Consider the following 26,594-nt stretch of genomic DNA (forward strand, 5'->3'; position numbering starts at 1 on the left):
CCTCAGCTCTCCGAGGAACCCTCGCCGTCCTTGGCCGGGGCCACGGACGTCAGCGCGCTGAAGGGCTTGAAGGTCAGCTCGCGGGGCAGGGAGTTGGCGTCGCGAGGCGGACGCTCCTCGCGCGGAGGCCGCGGCGGGCGCTCCTCGCGGGGGGGACGCTCCTCACGCGCGCGCTCCTCGCGGGGCGGACGCTCGCGGCGCGGCGGGCGCTGCTGGGGCTGCTGGGGCTGCGCACCCGCCTCGGCCGGGGCGGCACCCTCGGTGGGCGCGCTGGCCTGGGGCTTGTCGCCGCCCTGCTCACGCGGCCTGTCGCCCCGGGCCTTGCGCTTCTCCTCGCGCGACTTGCGGCGGCCACCACCGCCCTCCACCGGGGCGCGGCCCCGTGAGGTCGGCGCGGGGGCCTTCCACAGCTGCCGGTCGTAGTGGCGCAGCACGTCCGTCCACTTGTCGTTGGGGTCCTTCTGCATGGCCTCCAGCCACGAGGCGATGCGCGAGTCCAGCGAGTCCAGCGCGTGGACGATGTGCGCTTCCAGCGTCATCGGCAGCTTGGGGCTGCCGTACTCGAGCTGGCCGTGGTGGGAGAGGACCAGGTGCGTGAGGTGCTGCTCCAGGAGCGGCGGGAAGCCGGGGATGGCCAGCGTCTTCTCGCGAATCTTCTGCGCCGTCATCACCAGATGGCCGACGAGCTTCCCCTCGTCGGTGTAGTCGTAGCCCTTCTCGGGCGAGATTTCCGCCACCTTCATCACGTCGTGCAGCAGCGCGCCGGCCAGCAGCAGGTCGCGGTCCGCCATGGGGTAGTGGTCCGCCACCCGCAGCGTCAGCCGCATCACCGACAGCAGGTGCTCGGCCAGCCCGCCGCGCCACGCGTGGTGCATGGCCTTGCCCGCGGGCGCAATCGGCAGGCCCGCGGCAATCTGCGGGTCGTCCAGGAAGGCCAGCAGCAGCTGCTTCACGTGCGGGTCATTCACCCGCTCGGACACCATCTCCCGGATGAGGCCGGCGGCGCGCGCGCCCCCCGAGCCGTCCCGGGCGCCCTCGTGGCCCTTGCCTTCCTTCGGCTCGGCGCGGGCCTCGCCCCGGTCGGCCTTCTCGGCGCGCGGCTCACGGGCCTCGGGAGCCTTGGCCTCGGCGGCGGGCTTCGCCTCGGGAGGCGGGGCCGGCGGGGGCTCGAACTCCTTGGGGTCCAGCGGCTCCGGGTCCAGGCGCTCCACCGCCTCCGCGACGACTTGGGTGCGGCCGTGGAAGCTGATGACGCTTCCCTGCACCAGCACGAAGTCGCCGGACTGGAACACGGGCTCCAGGGCGTCGACCTTGTCGAAGATGCGGGCGTCCACCTCGCCGCTCTTGTCGACGAGGGTGAGGGCGAGGAACACCTTGCCACTGCGCGCGGTCACCTTCTCCTTCTTCGTGACGCGGAAGACGGTGTTGACGCGGTCCTTCTCGCGCAGGTCCGCCGCGTACACCTTGCGGACGGTCTCCACGGAACCCTCCGCGGTGGGGGTGGCGGTCTCGGGCGTGTTTTCGTTGGTCATTTCGGCGGCGGACACTAACACCAGGAAGGGACTTCCAGGGGAACTCGCGTCAGCTGACTTCCAGGGCGAGGGCGTCGAGGTAGTCGGACCCGGGGGAGCCGACCAGCGTGGGGTGGTCCGGGGGCAGGCCCAGGCGGACCAGCCGGGTGCCGATGCGGGCCTCCGCCTCGCAGGCGGTGGCCACCAGCTCGTCGAAGCCCCCCAGGGCCAGCGGCGGGTGGTAGCCGGCCACCAGCAGCTTCCCCCCGTGCCGGGTGCGCCGCAGGGCGTAGCGCAGCTGCTCCAGGAACTCCTCCTCGGAGGCCACCCCGGGCGTGTCCAGGAGGACCAGGTCGAAGGTGTCCCGCAGGGCCCTGAGCACCTGCAGGGGCTGGCCCGTGTCCACCGTGGCCCGGCCCAGCAGGCCGTTGGCCTCGGCGTTCTCCCGGGCCAGGTCCGCCGCGTCCGCGCTCTTGTCGAAGGCGAGAATCTGCCGCGCCCCGTGCAGGCCGGCATGGACGAAGAGCCCGCCCACGTTGCAGCACGCGTCCAGCACCCGGCCGCCGTTGGCCATGCGCGCCACGAAGCGGCGCAGCTCGCGCTGGTCATAGTGGTAGCCCGTGCCCAGCCCGTAGGTGAGGTCCACGGTGAAGCGCGCGCCCATCTCCAGGAGCCGGCACCAGCGGGGCGGGGTGCCGTAGAGGACGTGGGCCCGCTGCGTGGGAAGGCCCAGCGCCTTGCGCCGGGGCGAGTCGTTGCGCAGCAGCACCGAGCCCGCGCCCGTCACCTCCACCAGCGCGCGGGTGATTTCCGTCAGCCGCGCGTCCATGGCGCGGGTGAAGGTCTGCACCACGAAGTGGGTGTCGTACCGGTCCACGATGAGGCCGGGCAGCCCGTCCCCGTCATCGTTGACGACGCGGCAGAAGCGCGGGTCGTCCACCAGCCGGCCGCGCCGCTCGAAGGCGTGGCGGAGGTGGCGGGGGATGAGCCCCTCCACGGCCTCGTCCGGCTGGCCCAGCCGCCGCACCGCGAACGAGGACTCCAGGTCCACGTCCCCCAGGCCCAGCACCGAGCCATCCTCGTCCCGGAGCTGTACGGGCTCCCCGGGCTGGGGTGTTCCCTCCATCGAGACGATGTCCTCCCGGCGAAGCCAGGGGGCACCGTGGCGGAGCCGGCGCGCGGCGTCCCGGGACAGATAGGTGCTGAGCAAGGTGTGTCCTCCCTCTCGCGGTTCCCCGCGGGCTCCGGTGCCCGCGGGCGTCCTCCCAGGGGAGAACATGGGCCGTCGGTCGCCAGCTTGCGGCGAGCGCCGGGACGCCGCGCGGCAGGGCAGGCAGGGGAGGGAGCGAACCGGGCCCGAATCAGGCTCCGGACGACGGGCGCTTGAACGCCTTGAACGTCACCCGGGTGAGCAGGAAGCTGGCCATCAGGGCGAGGACGATGCCGAAGAGGCGCAGGTTCCAGCTGTCGCGGAACAGCAGCGACAGGGCCAGCCCGCCCAGCAGCACCACGCCCGCCACCAGCAGCGCCTGCCCCCGCTGGGCGGCCCCGTTCGACGCGCGGCGCGCCTGGACGAGCGTCGGGAGGCTGCCTGCCTTGCGCCACTTGGAGGAGTCCTCCTCGCGCACCTCGTCCTCCGGGTCCACCAGCCCCTGGAGGTAGGCCTGCTCGACGTCGAGAAGGCTGGGGTAGACCAGCTCACCGTCCGGCGTGCGTACCACGTAGCGCATGGGGTCCTCCTCCCGGGCCGCCCGTCCTAGGACAGCTCGGTGGCAATCTGCTCAGCGACGCGCAGACCATCAATGGCGGACGATACGATGCCGCCCGCGTAGCCGCACCCCTCGCCCGCCGGATAGAGCCCCTTGAGCGACACCGACTGCAGGTCCTCCCCGCGCGTGATTCGCACGGGCGACGAGGTCCGGCTCTCGATGCCGATGAGCTTGCCCTCCTCGCTGATGAAGCCGCGCATCTTCCGCTCGAAGGTGCGCAGCGCCTGCTTGATGGACTCGGTGAGCCGCTCCGGGAAGAGGCGGTTCAGGTCCGTGTGCGCCAGGCCCGGCCGGTAGCTGGTGCCGCCCGGGTCCTTCTTCACGCGGCCCGCCAGGTAGTCCGGAATCGTCTGGGCCGGCGCGTAGAAGCGCCCTCCGCCCAGCTCATACGCCTTGGACTCCCAGTGGCGCTGGAACTCCAGGCCCGCCAGCGGCCCGCGGAAGCCCTCGCGCTCGAAGTCCGCCACCGACACGGAGACGACGATGCCAGCGTTGGCGTACTTCGCGTTGCGGCGCGAGTTGCTCATGCCGTTGGTGCACTGCAGGCCGTCCTGCGTCGGCGTGGGCACCACGATTCCGCCGGGGCACATGCAGAACGAGTAGACGCCGCGCACCTCGCCGTCCACGTCCAGGTTCTCCGCCAGCTTGTAGTCGGCCGGGGGCAGCTTGGGATTCTTCGCGGCGCTGCCGTACTGGATGCTGTTGATGAGGGCCTGCGGGTGCTCGGCGCGGAAGCCGAGCGCGAAGGGCTTGGCCTCCACGCTCACCCGGCCGTCGGCGGCGAAGCGCTCGTACAATTCACGCGCGGAGTTTCCCGGGGCGAGGACGACGCGGTCGCTCTCCAGGGTGCGCCCGTCGGACAGCTTCACGCCCGCCACGCGCCCGTCGCGGTACAGCAGGTCCTCCACCCGGTGCTCGAAGTGCACCTGGCACCCGCCCGCGATGAGCTCGTCGCGCAGCTTCGCCACCGCGCCCGGCAGCAGGTCCGAGCCGATGTGCGGCTTGCCCTCGATGAGGATGTGGTCCGGCGCGCCGTACTTCGCGAAGGCTTCAATCACCTTGCGGACCATGGGGTGGTTGATGCGCGTGGACAGCTTGCCGTCCGTGTAGGCGCCGGCGCCGCCCTCGCCGAAGTTCATGTTGCTCTCCGGGTCCAGGGAGCCGTCGCGCATCAGCTTCGCCACGTCCTTGCGGCGCGTCACCACCTCGCGGCCGCGCTCCAGCAGGATGCTGCGCACCCCGCGCTCCAGCAGGCCCAGGGCGGCGAACAGCCCCGCGGGCCCGGTGCCGATGATGATGGGCCAGCGCTCCGGCGCCTTCACCGGGGGCAGGACGTCCGGCGGCGGCGGCGCCTCGCCCACGTCCGGGGGCAGGCGGGCGGGCTTGCGGCCCGGGGCCAGCTCCACCTCCAGGGTGTAGATGTAGCGGGGACTGCCCTTCTTGCGCGCGTCCAGCACCGAGCGCACCACGCGCACGGAGGCGAGGTCGGAGCGGGTGACTCCGAGCTTCTCCGCGGCGCGCTGACCGAGCAGCTCCTCCGGCTCGTCCAGCCACAGCCCGATGTTGTTCACCCGATACGCCATTGCCATTCGCTCCTGGTGGGGGCGCGTATCTCTCCGCACCCATGAAAGATTGCAAGCACTTGAAACCACGGAGCCTGCGGAGGCCTCGCGGGTGCGAACCCGCTGATGCACCCCCCCACGCCATCCCCCCGTGCCCACGACAGGTGCGTAACAGTCTTCGCACCCTCCGGGAGGCCATGCCGGGCGCCGGAATCTTTCAACCCCTGGGAAACGCTGGGGAATCCGTTTGGAAGAGAACGTCTGGCACGGGGGTTGAAGTGTTGAGGCCGCATGCTTATGCGGCGACCCCTCTTTCTCGCCGCTTCCCGGAGGCAATCACTGTGAGCACCGACCAAAAGGGCACCCGTATCCTGGCGCGCACCTTCTTCAATCAACTGCGCGCGAGCGGCTACACGCCGCACCAGGTCATCGGCATCGCCACGGAGCTGCTCGACTTGGTGACCGCGGACCTCAAGGAAGGCGACAAGTCCGTTGCCGTCCAGGCAACACAGGAGCAGGGCTCCGAGTGGCGCCAGCGCGCCTGAGCCCCTAGTCTTCGCACCATCGACCCCGCGGGCGCGCGGGCTCCGGACTGGATTCGGGGCTCCCGCCCGCGCGGAGGCAGTACGGAACCGGCGTCAGCCGGTTTTTTTGTTCCCGCTGACCGGCGAATCAGTCCTCACGGAGGCGGTGGAGCGCTGCTCCCGCCTCCGCTGGTACGCGGCCGCGCCGGCCACGACAATCAGTCCTCCCGTCAGCGCGCTGAAGACCATGCTGGCCGTCCCCAGCGCCAGCAGTCCCAGCAGCACGAAGGCGCCCACGAAGGCGCCCACGTCCACCGCGACGGGGCGGCGGTGGGGGAGCACCAGGACGATGACGCACGCGGTGAGGGGCAGCCCGAGCTTCACCTGACGTGCAATCGCGTCGGTGCTGGTGCGGACCGTCTCCCAGTTGTGCACGAGGATGGCGGCGAAGATGACCACCGTGCCCAGCGCCAGCACCAGCACGCCGGCGGCGGCCGCGTCCTTCGTGAGGCGGGCCTTCTCGTCGAACTGCTGGACGGCCAGGTCCACCAGGTGCTCCAGGGCGCTGTTGAGGATTTCCGCGAAGAAGATGAGGAGCACGCAGAAGATGAGCGTCACCTTCTCCGCGAGCCCCAGGGGGATGCCGCTGCCCACCAGGCCCACCAGCACCCCTGAAATCAGGTGCCCGCGCATGTTGCGCTGGTGGACGACGGTGTGGATGAGCCCCGCCCACGCGTGGCCGAACGAGGCGAACAGCCCCGAGCCCCGGCGGGGAGGGAAGGCGGAAGGTGGCCGGACAGGAACGTTCATCGGAGGTTGAAGGGCCGGGCACCCTAGCACCCACGGGTCCGGTTACCGCTCGGGGTTGAAGGGGTATGGTCTGACCCCGTGAAATCCGCTTCCTACTACCGTTACGGGGCGCGCGTGGGGTGCGCCGCCCTGGCCCTGCTGTTGGTGTCCCCCCTGGCCCGGGCCGAAGCCCCGGCTCCCGACGCGCACCTCGACGAGGGGGCCTGCGGCCTGGAGCCGCCCGGCGTGGAGTACCTCCCTGCGCCCGGCCCCCGGGCCCACGAGTCACGGCGGTGGTCCGCGGCGGAGCCGCCGGTGGTGCGGCGTGAGGAGCGGGGTGGGGCGGTGCGCTCGGCGCTCTCCGGTGTGCCGCAGACGCGCGTGCGCGGCGGGGCGCTGTCCGGGAAGGTGGTGTACCTGAGCCCCGGCCACGGCTTCACCCGGAGCGCCCCGCTGGGCAGGTGGGCCACGCAGCGGCCCAACACCTGGGCGGTGGTGGAGGACCTCATCTCCGCCGAGGTCGTCAACCAGTACCTGCTGCCCATGCTGACGGGGGCGGGGGCCACGGTGGTGCCGGTGCGCGAGCCGGACCTCAACGCGCGCATGGCCCTCCTCGACGCGGGGCAGGAGGGCTACACCGAGACGGGGGAGGCGGCCCTCTTCCAGGACTCCACGCAGAAGGGGTGGGGCACGCCGCCCTTGCCCATGGGCAACGCGGTGGAGCCCTTCACGCTGGGCACCACGCGCGTCATGGCCACCGCGCGCACCGCCACCGCGAGCGCGACGTGGGCACCGGAAGTCCCGGCGGACGGCAACTACCACGTCTATGTCTCCTACGGCTCGGACCCGGCGCGGGCGACGGACGCGCACTACGTGGTGCGGCACGCGGGTGGAGAGAGCCACTTCCGCGTCAACCAGCGGCGCCACGGCGGCACGTGGGTGCTGCTCGGCCGCTTCTACTTCAAGGCGGGCCGGCACCCGGAGGCCGCGTCGGTGGTGGCGATGAACGACACGGCGGAGGGCGGCACGGTGTCGCTGGACGCGGTGCGCTTCGGCGGGGGCCGCGGCCTCATCGGCGACGCCGCGCTGGCCGCCCTGGACAGGCCCCGCTACGAGGAGTCCGCGCGCTACCACGTGCAGTTCAGCGGCGCGCCGGCCACCGTGTACGCGCCCACCGGGGCCAACGCGCTGGCCAACGAGCGCAACGCGGACGTCACCGCGCGCCCGCGCTTCGCCGCCTGGCTGCACGAGGAGGGCGAGGACGCGGTGTACGTGGCCTGGCACACCAACGCCGGCACCAGCGGCACCGTGACGGGCACGGAGGCCTACGTGTACGGGCCCAATCCGGTGGACGGCACGCTCAACTTCACCGGCGTGGCCGGCAGCGACGTCATGGCCCGCGCGCTGCTGGATGAGCTCGGGAGGGACCTCAAGCGCGAGGTGGACCCCAACTGGCGGGTGCGCAGCCTGCGCTCGGCCAACCTGGGCGAGGTCAACCCCACGCACAACCCGGAGATGCCGTCCGTGCTGCTGGAGATGGCGTACCACGACAACATCACCGACTCGAACCGGCTGAAGGAGCCGGCCTTCCGCCGCGTGGCGGCGCGCGCCATCCTCCAGGGCCTCATCAAGTACTTCGCCGCCAGGGACGGCAGGCCGGTGCATCTGCCGCCGGAAGTCCCCGGTGCCATCGCCGCGCGCAACGGCGCGGCGGGCGCGGTGGAGGTGCGCTGGGCGGCGCCCGCCGCCAACCCGGACGAGGAGGGCCTCGACGCGCCCACGGGCTACCGCGTCTACCAGAGCGCGGACGGCCTCGGCTGGGACGAGGGCACCGAGGTGACGGGCACCTCCTTCTCCACCACGCTGGCGCCGGGCACCGTGCGCTACTTCCGCGTGGCGGCGGTGAGCGCGGGCGGGGAGGGCTTCCCGTCCGCCACCGTCGGCGTGCGCACGCCGGTCGGGGACCAGGCGCCCGTGCTGCTCGTCAACGCCTTCGAGCGGCTGGACGCGTCGCTGGCCTGTGCCGAGGCGCTGGACGCCTACGACTTGCAGGCCCCGGTGCGCGTGCTGGTGGAGGCGATGAACGACGGCTCCTACGTGCGCCATCACGGCGACGCGCTGGCGCATGCCAGCACGGCCTTCGACAGCGCCACGAGCGCGGCGCTGAAGGAGGGGCTCGTCTCGCTGGCGGCCCCGTATCCGGTGGTGGACTGGTTCACCGGCCGGGGCGGCGGGGACGGGGCGCGGCCCACGCGCCAGGAGCAGGACGCGCTGCGCGCCTTCGTCACCGGCGGGGGAAGTCTGATGTTGTCCGGCAGCCAGGTGGCGTCCGCGCTCGCCGTGGGGGGCGCGGAGGACCAGGCCTTCCTCGCGGACATCCTCCGCGCGACGCCGGGCACCGGGCCGGTGCCGCTCGCGGTGGAGGGGCTGGCGGGCGGCTGGCTGTCGGGCCTGCCCGCGGGGCTCCTGGATGACGGGACGCACGGGGCCTTCCCGGTGGGCGTGACGGACGTGCTCGTCCCCGCCTCCGGGGGCGCGGCGGTGCTGCGCTACCTGGGGACGGACCGGGTGGCGGGCGTGTCCTCCACGCCGGGCGGGCAGGTGCTGCTGCTGGGGGTTCCCTTCGAGGGCATCGTCAGTCCGGTGCGGCGCGCGCAGCTGCTCTCCGCATTCCTGCTGCATGTCGGAGTGCTCGCGCAGCTGCCTCCTCCGCCCGCCGAGGACCCTGGCGCCGCGGGCCCCGGCCTGCTCACCGCCTGCGTGGCCGCGCGGGGGGTGGACCCGCATCCGCCCCCGCCGCCTCCCCCTCCGCCGCCGCCCCGGCCCGTCGTGCTGGAGGAGCTGCCGCAGTTCTATCCACTCGGAGACGCGGGTTGCGGCTGTGGGGCTGGAGGGGGAACGGGCTCCGGTATCGGCCTGTTGCTCGGGGTGATTGTTCAGCTTCGGCGTGCGCACCGTCGCAAGGGCGACGCGAAGCGTTGACTCGGAGGGTGCGGATGCCTACGGTCGGCGCCCTCGAATTCGACGTGAAGTGACGACACGCGTGGGCACTCGCGCCCGCGCCCTGCAAGGAGACTCGAACATGGCTACCCGCATCGCCATCAATGGCTTCGGTCGCATCGGTCGCTGCATCCTTCGCGCTGCCCTCAGCCGCAAGGAGGACCTCGAGATTGTCGCCATCAACGACCTCGACAAGCCGGCGGCGCTGGCCCACCTGTTCAAGTACGACTCCGTGCACCGCACCTGGCCGGGCTCCGTGAAGGCCACCGAGAAGGGCATCGTGGTGGACGGCAAGGAGATTGCCGTCACCGCCGAGAAGGACCCGACGGTGCTGCCCTGGAAGTCCATGAACGTGGACGTGGTGCTCGAGTGCACCGGCCGCTTCACCGCGCGCGAGGGCGCGGAGAAGCACCTGAAGGCGGGCGCGAAGAAGGTCATCATCTCCGCCCCGGCCAAGGGCCCGGACATCACCATCGCCTACGGCATCAACCACAACGAGTACGACCCGGCCAAGCACCACGTCATCTCGAACGCCTCGTGCACCACCAACTGCCTGGCGCCCATCGCCAAGGTGCTGGTGGACAACTTCGGCATCGAGAAGGGCCTGATGACCACGGTCCACAGCTACACCAACGACCAGCGCATCCTGGACCTCACCCATGACGACATGCGCCGCGCCCGCGCCGCCGCGCTGTCCATGATTCCCTCCAGCACCGGCGCCGCGAAGGCCATTGGCGAGGTGATTCCGCAGCTCAAGGGGAAGATGCACGGCATCTCCGTGCGCGTGCCCACCCCGAACGTGTCCCTGGTGGACCTGACGGTGAACACCCAGAAGCCCGTCACCGCCGAGGCCGTCATCGAGGCGTACCGCAAGGCCGCGGACGGGGCGCTCAAGGGCATCCTCCAGTTCAGCGACGAGCCGACGGTGTCCGTGGACTACAACGGCAACCCGCACTCGGCCATCTTCGACTCCACCAACTGCTTCGTGGTGGGCGACAACATGCTCAAGGTCATGGCCTGGTACGACAACGAGTGGGGCTTCTCCAACCGCATGGTGGACACGGCGAAGTTCCTCGTCTCCAAGGGCGTCTAGTTCCAGGGGCGTTGAAGGGCACCGAGAGGGAAGGACCGAGATGATCCGCTACATCGACGACCTGCAGCTGACCGGGAAGCGCGTCTTCATCCGTGTGGACTTCAACGTCCCGCTGGAGGGCCGGCGCGTGACGGACGACACCCGCATCCGCGAGGCGCTGCCCACCATCCGGCGCGCGCTGGAGATGGGCGGGAAGGTCATCCTGGCCTCCCACCTCGGCCGGCCCAAGGGCCCGGACCCCAAGCTGTCGCTCGAGCCAGTCGCCGTGCGGCTGGCCGAGCTGCTCGGCGGCAAGCACGAGGTCATCCTCACGGACGACTGCGTCGGCGACGGCGTGAAGAAGCAGGTGAAGGAGCTCAAGGAGGGCCAGGTGGTCCTCCTGGAGAACCTGCGCTTCCACAAGGAGGAGGAGGCCAACGACGAGGCCTTCGCCCGCGAGCTGGCCGCCAACGCCGACGTCTACATCAACGACGCCTTCGGCACCGCGCACCGCGCCCACGCCTCCACCGCGGGCATGGTGCCCTTCGTGAAGGAGAAGGCCGCCGGCTTCCTGATGCGCAAGGAAATCGAGTACCTGGGCAAGGTGCTCAAGAACCCGGAGAAGCCCTTCGTGGCCATCCTGGGCGGCTCGAAGGTGAGCGACAAGATCAAGGTCATCGAGAGCCTGCTGCCCAAGGTGGACGCGCTGCTCATCGGCGGCGCCATGGCCTACACGTTCCTCAAGGCGCAGGGCGTGGAGGTGGGCAAGTCCCGCGTGGAAGGCGACAAGCTGTCGCTGGCCACGCGCATGCTGGAGGCGGCGCAGCGGCTGAAGGTGCCGCTGGTGCTCCCGGTGGACCACATCGTCGGCACCGAGCTCACGGAGAACAGCGTCGCGAAGGAGACGCCGGACAACGCCATTCCCGTGGACATGATGGGCCTGGACATCGGTCCCAAGACGCGCGCCATGTACGCCCAGCACATCCGTGACGCGCGCACCGTGGTGTGGAACGGGCCCATGGGGCTGTTCGAGGTGAACAAGTTCGCCGAGGGCACCCGCTCGGTGGCCGCCGCCATGGCCATCAACACCCAGGCCACCACCGTCATCGGCGGCGGCGACAGCGCGGCCGCGGTGGAGCAGATGGGCTTCGCGGACAAGATGAGCCACGTGTCCACCGGCGGCGGCGCCTCCCTGGAGTTCCTGGAGGGGCGTGAATTGCCGGGTATCAAGGCGCTGGAAACGCGGTAGGCTGCGCGCCCGCAACGCAACCCGCATTCCACACCCCTGGGGGGACACATGGCTGCCTCGGTTCGTCGTCGGAAGATCGTCGCCGGCAACTGGAAGATGAACAAGACGGTGCCCGAGGCGCTGGGCCTCGTGCGCGAGCTGCGGAGCATGGTGGCTCCGCTGGGTGACGCGGTGGAGGTGGTGCTGGCGCCGCCCTTCGTGGCGCTGCAGCCGCTCCACGTGGCGCTGGAGGGTGCGCCGCTGCAGCTGGCGGCGCAGAACTGCCACTGGGAGTCCTCCGGCGCCTTCACCGGCGAGGTGTCCGCGCCGATGCTGGCGGAGCTCGGGTGCGCCTACGTCATCGTGGGGCACTCGGAGCGCCGGCAGTTCTTCGGCGAGACGGACGAGCTGGTGAACAAGCGGGCCCGCGCGGTGCGGGCGGCGGGCATGACGCCCATCATCTGCGTGGGCGAGACGCTGGCCGAGCGCGAGGCGAACCAGACGCTGGAGGTGGTGGAGCGCCAGGTGCGCGGGGCGCTCTCCGGCTTCGACGCGAAGGACGTGGGCACCTTCGTCCTGGCGTACGAGCCGGTGTGGGCCATCGGCACGGGGCGCACGGCCACGTCGGCGCAGGCGCAGGAGGTCCACGCGGCCATTCGCGGGCTGCTCGGACGCCTGTATGACGGGGAGACGGCCGGGCGGGTGCGCATCCAGTACGGCGGCAGCGTGAAGCCGGACAACGCGGCGGAATTGCTCGGGCAGCCGGACGTGGACGGAGCGCTCGTCGGCGGGGCCAGCCTGAAGGCGGGCGACTTCGCGGCCATCGTCAAGGCGGCCGGTTAGATCGGCATTGCCGGGCTCTGGCGGGCGGAAGAAGTTGTCACCCGTTCGCCAGTTTGTGTAGGGTGCGCCTCCTTCTCACGGAACGTCTGGAAGAATCGCCATGCTCGCTTTCGTCACGGTCGTGCACGTCCTCGTTTGCGTGTTCATGATCTTCGTCATTCTGCTGCAGCCCGGGAAGGACGCGGGCATGGGCTCGGCACTGGGCGGCGGCGCGGCCACGAGCGCTTTCGGCGGCCGCGGCGCGGTGACGTTCCTGAGCAAGCTCACGGGCGTCACCGCCGTGCTCTTCTTCTTCACGTCGCTCGGCCTGTCCTTCGTGGGGCTTCGCTCCTCGGTGGCGGCTGGTGGCTCGGTCGCCACGCCTCCGGCGCAGACGGCTCCGGCCACGCCGGGTGGCGCCGCGGCTCCGGGGGCGACGACGCCTCCGGCTCCGGGCAGCGTGGAGCAGCCGCGGGGCGAGACGCCGGCGACTCCTCCCGCCGAGGGTGCTCCGGCGCCCCAGGGCGCGACGCCTGCCCCCGCGCCTGCGCCTGCTCCGGCTCCGGCGCAGTAGCTGTCAGGAAGAAGCCGGCTCACGCGTCGGTTGAGATTGTCGTTGCGTGAGTCGGTGAGGTTCGGTAGATGGAGCGCGCAGCAAATGCCCAGGTGGTGGAACTGGTAGACACACCAGCTTGAGGGGCTGGCGCCGCAAGGTGTGCGGGTTCGAATCCCGCCTTGGGCACTCCGGAAGAGGCCCCCGAGTCGAAAGACTCGGGGGCTTTTTTCGTTTCCGGCCTCTCACTCCCCGACATCACGGTCCACGTGGGACGAAATTCCCAGGCTCTCGTCCAATGGGAAGAACCGCAACCCGCGAAGTCTCCGGTGCCGTCACGCGCGTCGAGGCGCGAGGCGACGTCACGGGTCTGCGTTTCCCGCGGTCGGTGTCCTGAAAGGAAACAAGCCCATGTCGAAGTGGACTCGCTGGAGCTTTGCCCGTTGTGGAGTCGCAACCGTGACGAAGAACCCCGTGCGTGCCTGGGCCCTGCCCCTGGCGCTGCTGGGCATGGTGGGATGCGCGAAGACCGCCGGCGAAGAGCCCGTCGAGCTCGCGCCGGTGGCCGACGAGGTGAAGGCCTGGGTGCCCGGGACGCCGCTGCCCAAGCAGGCGCATGTGGAGGGGACGGACCACGCGCTCATGGTCGACTGGATTCTCGAAGAGGACTCCGTCGATGAGCTGACGGACCACTCCGCGTTGATCATCAACGGCCGGGTGGAGTCCACGCGCTTCGACGTCGTCCGCACCTTCGCGCAGTCCAAGGTGCCGGGGCAGCCCTCCGGTGAGGCGACCGGCCTCTACAACGACCTGCCGGTGACCATCGCCACCGTGAGGGTGGGCGACATCGCGCGCTCCTCGGTGGACCTGAAGACGGCCTCGGGCGGCGTCGTCGCTCAGGGCGCCACCGTGGAGGTCATGTTCCCCGGCGGCCTGCTCGCCGACGGATGCACGCTCGCGCCGACGGACAACCCGCTGCCGAAGGTGGGCGAGCAGTCGGTCTTCTTCCTCACGCCGCAAGGGGGCATGAAGCCGATGGCCGCGAGCTCCATGGCGGGCGTCTTCGCCGTGACGGGCGGACCGCGGGGGCGGGTGCTCGTGGAAGGCGGCCTCGTCCAGGGCGCCAGTTCATCGCATCACGCCGCGGCGCTCGATGCGCACGTGGGCCAGCCGGTCAGCGCGCTGCTCGAGCGCGTCGCCGCCCGCGCCAGGACTGTTGCGTACGTGAGCCCCGAGTCGCGCCCGGTGCCCGTGATGAAGGAAGAGCCCCAGGGGCCGACCGCCCAGAGCTGGTGCGGGCTTCCCACCTTTGGCTATCGGTGGTGCCGGCGGCCGGCGAATATCACCTTCACGGACCTCACGGGCCCGAGCTGGCCCGTGGATACAGCCATGGAGGCGTGGATGTACACGAACGTCTCGAACAGCCTGTATCTCTACTGGCGCTCCAGCGGTGCCTCCGACGTCATGGTCTACGCGGCTGCGTATGGCTACAACGGCTGGTACGGGTACGCGCACAACAACTGGTCGGGCAGCTGCATGACCCGGAGCACCATCCAGCTGAACAACACGTACTTCGGGGGCGCGTACCACGCGAAGTCCGTCTCGGTGCATGAGATCGGGCACAGCCTCGGTTTCAACCACCACCGGGACTGCAACTCCATCATGTATTCCAGCCCCACCGTGTGCGGTTCCGCCGTGACGTCCTGCGATGCGCAGGCGGCGGCGGAGCTGTATCCGTACTGAGCGGGCTGGCGTGACGTGGGCCCCGCCCGCGGAATCCGCTGCGAGCGGGGCCCCCACCGTCAGAACGTGACGATGCCGAAGTCGTTCAGCAGTCCCGAGCTCGGGTCGGCCTGCACCACCACGATGAGCTTGTCCCCCGCCGCGGAGTAGAAGACGAAGCGGCCGAAGGCGTCGTAGGCGGTGCCGTTGGCCTTGAAGGCGGGCAGCGCAATGCTCCGCTCGAAGCCGAGGGCGTCGGGCAGGTAGAGGCGCACGGACTTGCCCGCGGAAGGCTCCCAGGTGTTCGCCTGCACCAGCGCGATGCGGCTGGCCGCGGTGGAGTGGGTCAGGTGGCGGATGCTCCCCGCTCCGGAGAGCGTCCCCGAGTAGGTCATGTCCTCGGCTTTGACGTCGGAGGCCCGGAAGGTGTTGCCGCAGGCCGTGAAGATGCGGCCTCCGTCCTCGGAGAACCAGAGCTCCCCGCACGCGCTCCGTTCGCTGTTGTAGGGCGCGCTGTAGAGCACCCGGGCGGTGCCCCGGCTGATGTCGTACTTGTCCATGTTGCTGTAGGCGTACCAGGAGTTGTTGGCGCCGTAGATGGACGTCCCATTGGGATGCAGGCGCGCCCGGACGCCGCCGTAGATCGACCAGTCGCCGCTGCTCAGCGTCTCCACGCCGGTCGCCAGCTCGACGCAGTGGATGGACACCCAGGATGACGGGTCCGAGCGCGGAAAGGCATACGCGAAGCCATTCCCGGCGAGGACGACGTCGAAGTCCCCGGTCGTGAGCGTCATCGTCTTCACCACCTGCTGCGTGGCGAGGTCGACGTAGGAGATGCTCGAGTCATGGCCCACCGCCGCGAAGAGGCCATCCGGTCCCACGCTGAGGGAGGTGGGCGCCGCGGGCAGTGCGACCGGGGTCTCCGTCTGCGTCGCCGGGTCGTAGAGGTAGAGCGCGTTGGGGTTGGTGGAGACCATCACCAGCCGGTCGAGCGCCTTGCTGTACTCGGCGTCGGTGACGCGGTGGCCGAGCCCGCTGACGAAGGGCGCCTGGGCCGTGATGACCACCGTGTCCGCACGGCTCGCGGACCGGCCGTCGTCCACCACGAGCGCCAGCTCGTAGCTTCCTTCCCGGTCCAGCGCGAGGGTGGGCTTCTGGGTGTCGGCCTGTTGCAGCGTGGCGGTGCTGCCGCCAGGCCGGCGGGTGATGGTCCAGGAGAAGGTGAGGGTGTCACCGTTGTCGTCATGCCCCTGTCCCTGCACGCTCACGGACGAGCCCGCGACGATGCTGCGGTCGGCACCGGCGTCGGCCACGGGCGCCCGGTTCTGGGCAACCAGGGTGACGGTTGTCGGCGCGGAGGGGCGCACGCCGTCGCTGACGACGAGCGCGACCACGTAGTCGCCCTCCAGGTCCGGGGTGAAGGAGGGCTTCACGGCGGCGGCGTCCTCGAACGAGGCGGCGCTGCCCGTGGGAACCGAGACGAGGCTCCAGGTGAAGGTGAGGGGCCCTCCCGTCGACGCCGAGCTCGCGCTGCCATCCAGGGTCACCGGCCTGCGGCTGAGCACGGCGCGCGACACGCCCGGGCGCGCAACGGGCGCGGTGTCCCTTCCGGAGAGCGTGATGAAGGCCGGCTCGGACTCATGCGTTCCGTCACGGACCACCAGCCGGAGCACGTAGGTGCCCCCCAGGTCGGGGGTGATGGAAGGCTTCGCGGCGGACGCCTGTGAGAGCGTGGCCGTGCTGCCGTGCGGAGCGGAAACGACGGTCCATGCATAGGCGAGTGCCTGGCCCTCCGGGTCGGTGCTCGCGCTGCCGTCGAGCTCCACGGCCATGCCCACCAACACCTCCCGCGAGGAACCCGCACGGGCCACCGGCCGCAGGTTCTCCGGCGGCGGGGGCGGAGCGGGCGTCTCGGCCGACACGATGACGGAGTCCGGAAGGCTCCCCATGCAGCTGTCCGAGACGACCAGCGTGGCCACGTAGAGGCCCGGCACGTCCGCGGTGAACGTGGGCTTGCTCACGGTGGCATCCGACAGCGCCGCATGGCTGCCATTGGGAATCGTGGACAGCGTCCAGCGGTAGCCCTGGGCGGTGGACGCCGAACCGTCGAGCGAGACCAGCGCGCCCGGAATGACGAGCTGACCCTCGCCCGCCTGGGCGATGGGAGCCGCCTGCGACGCCGTGCATTCGCTCGGAGGCGGCGTTGGAGTGGGATTGGGAGTCGGAGTCGCGGACCCTCCGCAGGCACTCAAGAACGAAGCTCCCAGGAATGTCAGGAGAAGATAGGTGTGGATGCGTGTGGACTGCTTCATGACTTGCCCCCTGTGCAACGGGCCGCCCCGGAGGGCGCCCTCGAAGTCACTGCACGGGCTCGAACGAACTGCCCGCGTACATGGGGAGCCGGTGAGGCGGAAAACGATGCACGGAAATCCGCACGGGAGGTGCCGGCGGACCCTATACGAATTTCCTGCATGACTCGCCGGGCTCCCGGCTCTCTGGGGGGGCATTGAATGCTCAATGGCTGCTCATCGGGCATATGGGGGGGACATGAGGCCGGTTCACGGGTGGATGCTGGCGGTGCTCCTGTGCTGCGCGGCGGGAGTGGCGGACGGGGAGGAGCCAGCGGACTCGCGACTGAGGGAAGCGCAGACGGCCGCCGATGAGGCGAGCGCGTTCTGGGAGGAGGGCAGGTACGCGGAGGCCATCGAGCGGGGCGAACGTGCTCTGGCGCTGCGGGAGGCCCTGCAGGGGAGCACCCATCCGGACGTCGCGGGGGAGCTGGACTGGCTCGGGTCGCATCACCTGCTTCGGGGCAACGCCGCCCGAGCCGAGCCGCTGCTCCAGCGCGCGCTGGCCATTCGGGAAACGGCGCTCGGCGAGAACCACCCCGAGGTCGCGCAAACGCTCAACACGCTCGCAGTCCTCTACAGGGCCCAGAAGTTGTTTGCTCGCGCCGAGCCGCTCTTCACGCGTGCGCTCGCGATTCGGGAAGCCTCCTTCGGCAAGAGCCACCCCCTCGTCGCTGAGTCGCTCGGAGGACTCGCGGCCCTCCACCTCGCCCAGGAGCTCCATGGGCGTGCCGAGCCGCTCCTGCAGCGCGCGCTTGCGATAAGAGAAGCAACCCTCGGCAGGCATCATCCGGAGGTCGCTCAGACGCTCTATGACCTCGCCTGGCTCTACCACCATCGGGGCTTGTACGGCCGGGCCGAGCCGCTGTACTCACGCGCACTGGCCATCCAGGAAGCGGCACTTGGCAGGAGCCATCCCCTCGTCGCCAGATCGCTCTACTGGGTTGGCGCCCTCTACCAGAACCAGGGGTTGTACGCTCGAGCCGAGCCGCTCTACGCGCGTGCGATGGCCGTGGGGGAAGCCGCCCTCGGAAACAACCCTCCCGATGTCGCCGAGGCGCTCATCAGTCTCGCCAATATCTACGTGGACCGGGGACTGTACGCGCGTGCCGAGTCGCTCCTGATGCGCGCACTGGCCATTCGGGAAGCGGCCCTCGGCGAGAACCACCCCCTCGTCGCCGAGTTGCTCTGCGACCTTGCCGATACACTCCAGGGTGAGGGGTTGTACGGCCGGGCCGAGCCGCTCCTGCGGCGTGCACTGTCCATTCAGGAAGCGACCCTCGGCGGGAACCATCCCTCCGTCAGCTTGTCGCTCGCCCGGCTGGGGCACCTCTACGTGGTCCAGGGATTGTATGGCCAGGCGAAGCCACTCTATGAGCGCGCGCTGTCCGTCGTGGAAGCCACCTGCGGCAAGGGGCATTTCTACGTCGGCTGGGTGCTCGGCCGTCTCGGCAACATCTACGAGCTCCAGGGGTTGTACGGCCAGGCCGAGCCGCTCTACGCACGCGCGCTGGAGAATCTGGAAGCCGCCCTTGGCAAGAGCCATCCCTCCCTCGCCAGGCCACTCACCGGTCTCGCCAACGTCTACCAGGCCCAGGGGTTGTACGGCCGGGCAGCGCCGCTCCACCTGCGTGCGCTGGCCGTTCGAGAAGGGGCCCTCGGCAAGAACCATCCCGAGGTCGCCGAGTCGCTCAACCACCTGGGTGGCCTCTACTCGGCCCAGGGGTTGTATGGACAAGCACAGCCACTCCACGAGCGTGCGCTCGCCATTCTGGAATCGACCTACGGCAAGAGTCCTCCCGGTATCGCCGCGACGCTCAACCACCTCGCCGTGGTCCGTTTGTCCCGGAATCGCCTCGCCGACGCCCTGCCGCTGTTCAGCCGCGCCTTTGCCCTGGCCGAGCAGCGCCTGCGCCAGGAGGCGCTGGTCTTCTCGGAGCCGCGACTGACCAGCTTTCTCCAGCTGCTGCGCACCGACGAGGAGCGGCTCTACGCGCTGTTGCGCGCTCATCCCGACGACGTCCGCGTGCAGCGCCTGGTTCTCGGCGCCGCGCTTCTCCTCAAGGGCCGCTCCGTCGAGGAAAGCGCCGCCATCTCCCGCACCGTCTACCGGGGCCTGGGCGAGCAGGATAGAGACACCTTCGAAAGGCTGCGGGGGCTGCGCACCCGGTTGGCGCAGCTGTCACTCCAAGGTCCAGGCTCGCTGCCTCTGCCCGTCTACCAACAGCGCCTCGAATCACTCTCCGAACAGAGCGCCGCCCTCGAAGCCGACCTGGCCCAGCGCTCCGCACCGCTGCGTGCGTTGGCCGCCCAGCCGGCTCCCGAGGAGATTGTCGACCGTGTCGCTGTCTCCCTCCCCAAGGACGGCGCCCACGTCGAGCTCCTCACCTACGCGGACCGCCCGCTGGTGCTCGAGCCCGGCGCACCCGAGCCCCAACGCCCCGGCCAGCTGCGCTACCTAGCGCTGGTGCTCTTCCCGGACGCCACCATCCGCTTCCGGGACCTGGGCCCCGCCGAGCCCATCGACCGTGCTGCCTCGCGCCTTCGAGACGCGCTGGCCAACCGTGACGCCGACTTCCAGGACTCCGCCCAGGCGCTCTATCAGCTCGCCTTCCAACCCCTGCTGCCGCTGCTGGGCACCACCCGCCGCCTCTTTCTCTCTCCCGACGGACAGCTCGCCCTCGTGCCCTTCGCCGCGTTGCACGATGGCCACCAGTTCCTCGTGGACGCCTTCGACTTCACCTACGTCCCCTCGGGAAGGAGTCTGCTGCCGCGTCTCCGCGAGAGCGACGCCCCTGGCTCCGTGGTCGTCCTCGCCGACCCGGACTTCAGCGCGCTCTCTTCCTCGAAGGAGCCCCCCTCCGCGGCGGCCACGCGCTTCGGTCCTGAGGGACGCATCTCCTCCTCGCTGCGAGCGGACCTGGCGTCACGCGCGTGGGCTCCAACGCCCTTGCCCGGCACGCGCCAGGAGGCCGAGAGCATCAAACGCCTGCTGCCATGGGCCGAGCTCTTCCTGGGTGCGGAGGCCACCAAGGCGCGGCTGCTGCACCTGCCTCCCCCGGCCATCCTCCACCTGGCCACCCATGGCTTCTTCCTGGAGGACGCGCCTGGGCCCCCGGCTTCTCGCGCCGTGGTCCACTTCGGGGCGCTGGGTGAGGACCCCGCGGCCCCGAGCCCTCCGGACCCGCTGTTGCGCTCCGGCCTCGTCCTCGCCGAGGCACCTGTTCTGGCGCCCGTCAGCAGCAGTTCCGGCGCACCTGCGGCTGACGGCGCGCTGGTGACGGCGCTGGAGTTGGCGGGGCTCAACCTGTGGGGCACGCAATTGGTGGTGCTGTCCGCGTGCGACACGGGGCGGGGCGACGTGGAGCTGGGCCAGGGCGTGTATGGGCTTCGGCGGGCCTTCCTCGTGGCGGGGGCGGAGACAGTCGTGATGAGTCTATGGAAGGTGAACGACGACACCACCCGGCAGTTGATGGAGGCCTACTACCGCAACCTGCTCGCGGGGCAGGGCCGAGCCACCGCTCTGCGCGAGGCCATGCTCTGGCTACGGGCCACCCGGCCGCATCCCCACGACTGGGCGCCCTTCATCGCGCTGGGCCAGGACGCTCCGTTGCGCCAGCTGGGCGCCCGCCGATAGTCGCAGCCGCCATTGAATGGGCCGCCGAGGGAATCGCGCCCACGACGAAGCCTTGAGGCCCGCGCCTCGTCCCCGGCGGGAATCGAACCCGTGGGCAGGGCGATAGGAAACCTCAAGCAGGACGCGCTGTTACCCGCTATCGCCTTGATCTCACATCGGTTCGTCATGCCGCCCCATCCCGTCTCGCCCCGTCGTGTCCCGTTCTCAGCCCCGCTGGAGGGGCACACTGGGGGCACATGCGGCCCACCAGGGGCAACCCGCTCACGGACGCGAGCGGCCCGAGCTCCCCAGTCTCGCAGGGCTCACGAGAAGCCCGTGGGAGGCTGACAGTAGCGTGTGCCCTGGCGAGGTGGAGCTGGGGAGGGGCAGGTGGAGGAGCGGGGGTGGGCGTACCGGCGGAGGCAGCCGGCGGGGACGGTGCTGCACGAGGCGGTGAGGGAGAACCTTGCCACGCTGCTGGCGGAGGCGAGCGACGTGGGGCGCGGCCTGCCCCGGTACGTGGAGCGGGACTTCGCCAGGTACCTGGAGTGCGGCGTGCTGGTGCACGGATTCGCGCGGGTGCGCTGCGAGAGTTGTAAGGACGAACTGCTCGTCGCCTTCTCGTGCAAGGGGCGAGGGGTGTGCCCCTCCTGCAACGCGAAGCGCATAAGAGGGATGGGGGCCCTGTTGAGGGGGAGGGAGGGTGCAGAGGGGCTGAGGAGGGGGCCGCTGACGGGGCCGCCCGAGCGATGCTCCCCGCCGGTGGACAGGCCGCTTGAGCCCCCTTGGGGCACACGCCCGCCCAGGCCGCGCTCCCATCAGGTGCGTGGCAGGAGCCGCCGGCCTGTTGGCTGTCTTGAGCCTCAACACCACACGGCCTGGGGTGGCCCTCGTGCCGGGGCCCACCTCGCACATGCCGTGGGCAAGCCCAGGTGCTCCAGAATCGCCCGCACCCCGGGGGCCCCCTTCACGTACGCCAAGACCCTTGAGCCTGCCTCCACACCTCACGCAGGCGAACACGTCGAAGTCGAACGTCCTCCTGAGCAACTCGGCGTAAGTCCACTCGCGGTGTCCTCTCCTTCATCCGCTCCTTCCTGGCCGCTGCCTCAATCCCCGCGCTCGCCTCCTCCGCACCTGCTTGAGGGAGCCACTACGAACAGCCGCGTTGCTCGCCGCGCTCACTGTCTGGAGCTGTAGCGACGACGAGCCGGAACCAACCCCAGCACCTGCCGCGGGAGCCCCGGACGCCGGCAGGCCCGACGCGGGTCAAGGTGGCACCGTCATCAACGCACCCGACAATCAGGCGCAGCGCTTCGTGTCGACCGATCCGCGCTACTCGGCGACTTGGACCTTCGACCTGCAAAGCCAGGTCGCGATCCCCTCGGGTGTCCGGGAGGTCTACGTAGAGGTTCGCGCTTGCCGGCACGACTACGAGCCACCCGGCGCAATTCGCTTCCGCACACCTGAGTCGACAAGCTGGCGCGAGCTGAGCGTCAATGAACCCCTTTGCGACCGCGTTGGCATCCCTTCCGCTCAGGTCTGGTTTCCCGTGAGCGAGCCCCCGAAGCTCGTCGTCGAAGCCGTGCGCCCGGGGACGGGTGGTGACTCCTACGTGCTCACGACGGTCAAGGTTCTAGGGTGGCGCAGCCCGTAGTACCTAGCGGGGCACTGGAGCAGGTGCCGTTCAGGTCCAGGGGGCGCTGACAACGGAGCAAAGACGCTCTAACGTTCCGAAGATGGACCGAAGACAAAAGATTCTGGTGAATCGACTGGAGGAGTCTAGCTATCAACAGCTAACAAGCTGGTCGACGAAGGACAACTTCACTATCCATCCAAAAATGGGGCTCTCTCAAGCCCTCGACATCAAGAACTCTGGACTGAGCAAGGGCGAATACACCTACGCTCTCCAAGCCAGCTTTGACTTTGTCATCGCCCGTCAGGATGGCCGCATATTGTTCGCGGTTGAGGCGGACGGGCTCTCCCATGCAAACGAAGAGGCACGCAGGCGAGACCAGTTAAAAAACTCCATTTGCGCCAAATTAGGCATGCCCCTGATTCGTGTCGGCCCGAAAGCTGTCGAGGTCAAACTAGAGGGCTTCTCCAGCGTTCTAACGTGGCTAGCCACGCTCATTCCCTATGCAGAAGCTCTTGAAGACGCATATGCAAACGGGATCATTCCGGAGGATGAGATTTGCTTTCCTACGGACGCGATTGAATTTACGGGCGAAGGACTGACCTTTCCACTGGATCCAACCAGCAAGATAATAGCCAAGCTCTGGGTGCTTGTGCGTGCAGGTCAAATCCCGCGATTCCCAGCCATCCTTCATGTAACAAACTCAAGCTATTCTGCTGGAGGTGTTGTTAGCTTCGCGCTCGCATTTGTTCGCGAAGGAACCATCCTCGGGCTCGGCGGCTGTCTGGCAGGAAGCCTTCTCCCAATTCCTGAACACGAAGTCTCAGACGCCTTGGCGCTCGTGGATCTTGAAAAGCAAATAGCACAGTACCTAAAGGGTGAGCGGACCCCACTGCCTCCATCTGTAGTCATCGCAAAGATGCGCGAGCACGACTGGGGGGAAAAATGGCATTTTCATGAGGGAAATGGCCTCCACCCGTCAATCACCTTCCGAAATCTCTCGAGAGACGAATGAGCCAGACAGGTGTCTGATGATTCCGCATTGGCCCAAGAGACAATTTCATATGGGCTGAATTTTAATCCATGCTTTCCAAGGCCGAGCTGAGGTCGACAGCCGCGAGCAGCAGCCCTCGGAATGACTGCCAGTCGGCGCTAGGGATCTTCTTGGCCGCAAAGGCGAACCCGATCCAGAGCGGCACGAGCTGCGCCGTGCGCTGCAACGGCTGCGCGCGTCCTGCCGCAGTCGCATGTTCTTGCATCCCCGAATTCACAGCGTCAGAGAATCCCTGCGGATCGCCGGTCGGGTTCAGCAGCAGCCACTCATACCCCCTCGTTGCTCCCGCCTTGCGTTCGCTCTTCGCGGCGCGGTCGGTCGGCGTGAACATTCCCCAGCCGTCGAGAATGCCGATCGCGCCGCTCTCTTCCAGCTCGCGAAGCTCGGCTTCGGCCTGCTCGCGCTGGATCTACGTGTCCTGATTGATGCGTGCGAAGAACTTCGACGCGGCAGCCGAAGCGGCAAGCTCGCCGCGAATCTTCGCGAGCTTGACGCGCAGCTCGCGCTTCTTCGCCTCGACGGCGTTCAGGTCGTGAATTTGGTCGGTTGTAAGTGGCATCTAGGGAACTCCTATTCACGAGGTTTGAGGTTGTGGGCGAGTAGCCCCTTCACGACGAAGGTCTTCGCGAAACGAACGGTCAGCTTCACCACGTCGCCGAAGTCGTGCGGCACGACGCGCGACACCTTGCCGGGCGCGAAGCCGTCGAGTGTTTCGCCGCGATTCAGCCGGTCGGTGCGAACCCAACCGCGTTCCCGGGTGCGCCAGCGGTGATCGGGAGTGACGACGAGCACCCGCCCGTCTTCGGTGACGAGCTTGAAGCGCGCGGCCTGATGCCGGGCGACGTGCGTGACCTCGAATGCCCCGCCCTCGCTTCCGTGCTCGTGCATCGTGAGCACACGCATTCCCGGACGCACCATTTCGGCGGGCAGCTCGGCCCCATCGTGCAGCATGACCGATTCCCACGGGGCAACACATGTGCCGATGTCTTCGTCGCCGCCCGTACTGCCCCCGCTCGGAGCCCCCCGGGGCCGCTGGCAAGGCGCTGCATGTCGGAGTTGTATGAACCGACGGGATAGAACCAGCGTTCAGCACTAGCGTCGTGCGCGTTGTGCAGCGAAACCAACAGGTACAGGAATCGCAGGCTGTTTTGGTTGTCGTAAAGCCGATTGAACCTGTCGCCGTAGACAAACTGAACGTTCGTCGCGACTTCGTTGACGTTGGCGCATAAGAGGGATGGGGGCCCTGTTGTGGGGGAGGGAGGGTGCAGAGGGGCTGAGGAGGGCCGCTGACGGGGCCGCCCGAGCGATGCTCCCCGCCGGTGGACAAGCCGCTTGAGCCCCCTTGGGGCACACGCCCGCCCAGGCCGCGCTCCCATCAGGTGCGTGGCAGGAGCCGCCGGCCTGTTGGCTGTCTTGAGCCTCAACACCCCACGGCCTGGGGTGGCCCTCGTGCCGGGGCCCACCTCGCACATGCCGTGGGCAAGCCCAGGGGCTCCAGAATCGCCCGCACCCCGGGGGCCCCCTTCACGTACGCCAAGACCCTTGGTAAGTCTTCGCCGTGCCCCGTCGCGACGGGCGCCAGCTTCTTGTGAGAATTCCACTGGCCACACCCGAGGAGGTGAGCTGTGGAGTTGGAGAAGGAGTTGGAGCAGTTCCGGCAGGAGGCGCAGCGACTGAAGGCCGGACGGCGCAGCGGCTCGCTGCCGTTCCCCGAGGCGCTGCGCGCCTTCGCGGTGCGCTACGCCGAGCACGCCGTGGAGGCGGGCGGGACGGTGACGGACGCGGCGAAGAAGCTGGGCGTGTCCGGGCCGACGCTCTACGAGTGGCGCAAGGGACGCCCCGCGGGGCACCGCCATCCGAAGGCCGCCGAGAAGGGTGCGGCGCTGGTGCCGGTGCGCGTGGGCGTGCGTCCCGCCGCGGCCCAGGAGGCCCGAGTGCAGCCGGTAGCGCTGGTGTCGCCGAGCGGATGGCGCGTCGAAGGCCTCAGCGTGGAGAGCGCCGCGCAGCTGTTGGAGAAGCTGGCGTGTTGACGCCGACGCGCGCGGTGCGCGTCTTCGCGTACGCGACCCCGGTGGACATGCGCAAGGGCTTCGATGGGCTGGGCGCCCTCGTTGAGCAGCAACTGGGACGGCAGCTGCTCAAGGGTGACGTCTTCCTCTTCGTCGGCCGGTGCCGGCGCCGGGCCAAGGTGCTGCACTTCGACGGCACGGGACTGGTGCTTCTCACCAAGAGACTCTTCCGGGGGCGCTTCGCCAGGCCTTGGTGCGAGGAGGGCGCGCAGGCGGTGGAGCTGACGGTGAGCGAGCTGTCCCTCTTCCTGGAGGGCTGCGAGCTGGCGGGGCGGTGGAAGCTGTCGCCGCCAGCGGTGGATGAGAAAATCCTTGCGGTAGGCGGGGGTTTGTAGCACCTGCCAGGTAGTCATGACGCGCGTCGAGCAACTGCGAGACTTGGAGACGGCGAAGCAGGTGGCCTCGCTGCTGGAGGCGGAGAACGCCCGGTTGCACCAGCGCCTCGAAGCGCTCGTCGCGGAGAATGCTTGGCTCAAGGGCGAGGATGCCCAGGTGCGGCTCCAGTTGGAGCTCGAGGGACTCAAGGAGCAGCTGGCTGCACAAGCGCCTCTTCGGCGCCTCCAGCGAGAAGCGCGGGGAGAAGCCAGTGAAGCCTCCGCGCGCGAAGCCGCAGCGCGGCCATGGCCCCACGGCCCAGCCTGAGCTGAAAGTGCAGGAAGTGCTGCTGCCGCTGGCCGAGGCGGAGAAAGTCTGCGGCGAGTGCGGCAGGGGCCTGCACGCGTGGGAGGGGCAGACGGAGGACTGCGAGGAAATCACCGTCGTCGAGCGAAGCTTCGTGCTGCGGCGTGTGCGCCGGCAGAAGTACCGCTGCCACCATGGCTGCACGCCGGTGACGGCCCCTTCTGCACCGCGACTCATTCCTGGCGGCCGCTACTCGCTGGAGTTCGCCGTCTACGTGGCCCTCATGAAGTACGGCTTTCATTGTGCGCCACGAAGGCGCTGAAAGGGGGCCGCGATGGCCACCTGATGATGCCAGCTGCACAGCAAATGAGGGTGGGCCCCTCGGAGCCGGGCTGCACGGTCAGGCTCCAAACCACCTCGAGCTGCCTTGGTCAAAAGCCTGGGTGGTGAGCGTCGAGGCAAAAGGCGCGTTGAAACGCGTTAGGTGGGGACCAGGAAGACGAACGAGAGTGAACCGCTGAAGATGGACCGAAATGTACTTCGATGACGTCGAAACCGGGCAGGGTGATTGGTCCGGGAGTGGAGCCCAGGGGATGCGTGCTGACCGCTTGGGTGGCGTCCGGTTGGAAGGCGGCGTGAGTCTGGTCCAGGTTGCTGTGCGGAACGTGGGAACCTCGAACACCGATGCAAAGGGAGCAGCT

The 26,594-nt window shown here is 69.4% G+C and carries 24 protein-coding genes and 1 tRNA gene; 16 read left to right on the forward strand and 9 right to left on the reverse strand.

From position 1 onward, the window contains the following. Positions 1-2: 2 nt before the first annotated feature. The 4 genes from ACX9TP_RS15895 to ACX9TP_RS15910 all read right to left on the reverse strand — a co-directional run bounded on the left by ACX9TP_RS15895 (position 3) and on the right by ACX9TP_RS15910 (position 4,863). Positions 3-1,532, reverse strand: a complete 1,530-nt coding sequence (locus ACX9TP_RS15895; protein ID WP_482980572.1) for a 3'-5' exoribonuclease YhaM family protein — start codon at positions 1,530-1,532, stop codon at positions 3-5. A 49-nt stretch (positions 1,533-1,581) separates the two neighbouring features. Continuing rightward, a complete protein-coding gene (locus ACX9TP_RS15900; protein ID WP_482980573.1) occupies positions 1,582-2,721 on the reverse strand; it encodes a class I SAM-dependent rRNA methyltransferase in 1,140 nt (379 codons plus the stop codon). A gap of 151 nt (positions 2,722-2,872) precedes the next feature. Continuing rightward, the gene (locus tag ACX9TP_RS15905; RefSeq protein WP_482980574.1) at positions 2,873-3,241 is read right to left on the reverse strand and encodes a hypothetical protein; all 369 of its coding nucleotides are present in this window, start codon (positions 3,239-3,241) and stop codon (positions 2,873-2,875) included. Between the two features lie 26 nt (positions 3,242-3,267). Further along, positions 3,268-4,863 (reverse strand): NAD(P)/FAD-dependent oxidoreductase, encoded by a 1,596-nt coding sequence (locus ACX9TP_RS15910; RefSeq protein ID WP_482982180.1) that lies wholly within the window; start codon positions 4,861-4,863, stop codon positions 3,268-3,270. 320 nt (positions 4,864-5,183) lie between these two features. Between ACX9TP_RS15910 and ACX9TP_RS15915 the strand changes: the two genes are divergently transcribed. After that, positions 5,184-5,387, forward strand: coding sequence for a hypothetical protein (locus ACX9TP_RS15915; RefSeq protein WP_482980575.1), 204 nt, complete (start codon positions 5,184-5,186; stop codon positions 5,385-5,387). A 93-nt stretch (positions 5,388-5,480) separates the two neighbouring features. Here ACX9TP_RS15915 and ACX9TP_RS15920 read toward each other — a convergent pair whose 3' ends face one another. After that, positions 5,481-6,176 carry a diacylglycerol kinase family protein gene (locus ACX9TP_RS15920; RefSeq protein ID WP_482980576.1) on the reverse strand — a complete coding sequence of 232 codons (696 nt, stop codon included), beginning with the start codon at positions 6,174-6,176 and terminating at the stop codon, positions 5,481-5,483. Between the two features lie 78 nt (positions 6,177-6,254). Here ACX9TP_RS15920 and ACX9TP_RS15925 point away from each other — a divergent pair, with 78 nt between their 5' ends. The 7 genes from ACX9TP_RS15925 (at position 6,255) to ACX9TP_RS15955 (ending at position 14,573) form a co-directional block, all read left to right on the forward strand. After that, entirely contained in the window at positions 6,255-9,137 is a 2,883-nt protein-coding gene (locus ACX9TP_RS15925) for a golvesin C-terminal-like domain-containing protein (RefSeq protein WP_482980577.1), read from the forward strand. A gap of 100 nt (positions 9,138-9,237) precedes the next feature. Next, positions 9,238-10,248: a type I glyceraldehyde-3-phosphate dehydrogenase gene (gene gap / locus ACX9TP_RS15930; RefSeq protein ID WP_482980578.1), complete on the forward strand. Its 1,011-nt coding sequence runs from the start codon at positions 9,238-9,240 to the stop codon at positions 10,246-10,248. A 40-nt stretch (positions 10,249-10,288) separates the two neighbouring features. Next, positions 10,289-11,476, forward strand: a complete 1,188-nt coding sequence (locus ACX9TP_RS15935) for a phosphoglycerate kinase (RefSeq protein WP_482980579.1) — start codon at positions 10,289-10,291, stop codon at positions 11,474-11,476. Between the two features lie 48 nt (positions 11,477-11,524). Beyond that, positions 11,525-12,298: a triose-phosphate isomerase gene (gene tpiA / locus ACX9TP_RS15940; RefSeq protein ID WP_482980580.1), complete on the forward strand. Its 774-nt coding sequence runs from the start codon at positions 11,525-11,527 to the stop codon at positions 12,296-12,298. Between the two features lie 100 nt (positions 12,299-12,398). Then, positions 12,399-12,851 (forward strand): preprotein translocase subunit SecG, encoded by a 453-nt coding sequence (secG, locus tag ACX9TP_RS15945; protein ID WP_482980581.1) that lies wholly within the window; start codon positions 12,399-12,401, stop codon positions 12,849-12,851. An 86-nt stretch (positions 12,852-12,937) separates the two neighbouring features. Next, positions 12,938-13,019, forward strand: a tRNA-Leu gene (locus ACX9TP_RS15950). Between the two features lie 270 nt (positions 13,020-13,289). Further along, positions 13,290-14,573: a matrixin family metalloprotease gene (locus tag ACX9TP_RS15955; protein ID WP_482980582.1), complete on the forward strand. Its 1,284-nt coding sequence runs from the start codon at positions 13,290-13,292 to the stop codon at positions 14,571-14,573. A gap of 59 nt (positions 14,574-14,632) precedes the next feature. Here ACX9TP_RS15955 and ACX9TP_RS15960 read toward each other — a convergent pair whose 3' ends face one another. Continuing rightward, entirely contained in the window at positions 14,633-16,864 is a 2,232-nt protein-coding gene (locus ACX9TP_RS15960) for a PKD domain-containing protein (protein WP_482980583.1), read from the reverse strand. A 256-nt stretch (positions 16,865-17,120) separates the two neighbouring features. Here ACX9TP_RS15960 and ACX9TP_RS15965 point away from each other — a divergent pair, with 256 nt between their 5' ends. The 4 genes from ACX9TP_RS15965 (at position 17,121) to ACX9TP_RS15980 (ending at position 23,164) form a co-directional block, all read left to right on the forward strand. Continuing rightward, positions 17,121-20,537, forward strand: a complete 3,417-nt coding sequence (locus ACX9TP_RS15965; RefSeq protein ID WP_482980584.1) for a CHAT domain-containing tetratricopeptide repeat protein — start codon at positions 17,121-17,123, stop codon at positions 20,535-20,537. A gap of 540 nt (positions 20,538-21,077) precedes the next feature. Next, positions 21,078-21,713, forward strand: a complete 636-nt coding sequence (locus ACX9TP_RS15970) for a transposase zinc-binding domain-containing protein (protein WP_482982181.1) — start codon at positions 21,078-21,080, stop codon at positions 21,711-21,713. Beyond that, positions 21,682-22,170: a hypothetical protein gene (locus ACX9TP_RS15975; protein WP_482982377.1), complete on the forward strand. Its 489-nt coding sequence runs from the start codon at positions 21,682-21,684 to the stop codon at positions 22,168-22,170. The genes ACX9TP_RS15970 and ACX9TP_RS15975 overlap by 32 nt, the downstream gene beginning before the upstream one ends. Positions 22,171-22,276: 106 nt before the next feature. Next, complete coding sequence (locus ACX9TP_RS15980; protein WP_482980585.1) at positions 22,277-23,164, forward strand: DUF2726 domain-containing protein; 888 nt, start codon at positions 22,277-22,279, stop codon at positions 23,162-23,164. 61 nt (positions 23,165-23,225) lie between these two features. On the opposite strand, the gene ACX9TP_RS15985 is transcribed toward ACX9TP_RS15980, so the two are convergent. The 3 genes from ACX9TP_RS15985 to ACX9TP_RS15995 all read right to left on the reverse strand — a co-directional run bounded on the left by ACX9TP_RS15985 (position 23,226) and on the right by ACX9TP_RS15995 (position 24,154). After that, positions 23,226-23,534, reverse strand: a complete 309-nt coding sequence (locus ACX9TP_RS15985; protein WP_482980586.1) for a hypothetical protein — start codon at positions 23,532-23,534, stop codon at positions 23,226-23,228. Positions 23,535-23,612: 78 nt separating this feature from the next. After that, positions 23,613-23,762 (reverse strand): hypothetical protein, encoded by a 150-nt coding sequence (locus ACX9TP_RS15990; RefSeq protein ID WP_482980587.1) that lies wholly within the window; start codon positions 23,760-23,762, stop codon positions 23,613-23,615. 11 nt (positions 23,763-23,773) lie between these two features. Beyond that, a complete protein-coding gene (locus ACX9TP_RS15995; protein ID WP_482980588.1) occupies positions 23,774-24,154 on the reverse strand; it encodes a Hint domain-containing protein in 381 nt (126 codons plus the stop codon). A gap of 674 nt (positions 24,155-24,828) precedes the next feature. Here ACX9TP_RS15995 and ACX9TP_RS16000 point away from each other — a divergent pair. The 4 genes from ACX9TP_RS16000 to ACX9TP_RS16015 are packed head-to-tail and all read left to right on the forward strand — an operon-like array spanning position 24,829 to position 26,215. Then, positions 24,829-25,233: a transposase gene (locus ACX9TP_RS16000; RefSeq protein WP_482980589.1), complete on the forward strand. Its 405-nt coding sequence runs from the start codon at positions 24,829-24,831 to the stop codon at positions 25,231-25,233. Next, entirely contained in the window at positions 25,227-25,607 is a 381-nt protein-coding gene (gene tnpB / locus ACX9TP_RS16005; RefSeq protein ID WP_482980590.1) for an IS66 family insertion sequence element accessory protein TnpB, read from the forward strand. The genes ACX9TP_RS16000 and tnpB overlap by 7 nt, the downstream gene beginning before the upstream one ends. 16 nt (positions 25,608-25,623) lie before the next feature. After that, positions 25,624-25,914 carry a hypothetical protein gene (locus ACX9TP_RS16010; RefSeq protein ID WP_482980591.1) on the forward strand — a complete coding sequence of 97 codons (291 nt, stop codon included), beginning with the start codon at positions 25,624-25,626 and terminating at the stop codon, positions 25,912-25,914. 7 nt (positions 25,915-25,921) lie between these two features. Beyond that, positions 25,922-26,215: a hypothetical protein gene (locus ACX9TP_RS16015; RefSeq protein ID WP_482980592.1), complete on the forward strand. Its 294-nt coding sequence runs from the start codon at positions 25,922-25,924 to the stop codon at positions 26,213-26,215. Positions 26,216-26,594: the final 379 nt, after the last annotated feature.

Source organism: Pyxidicoccus sp. M15, assembly GCF_056858435.1.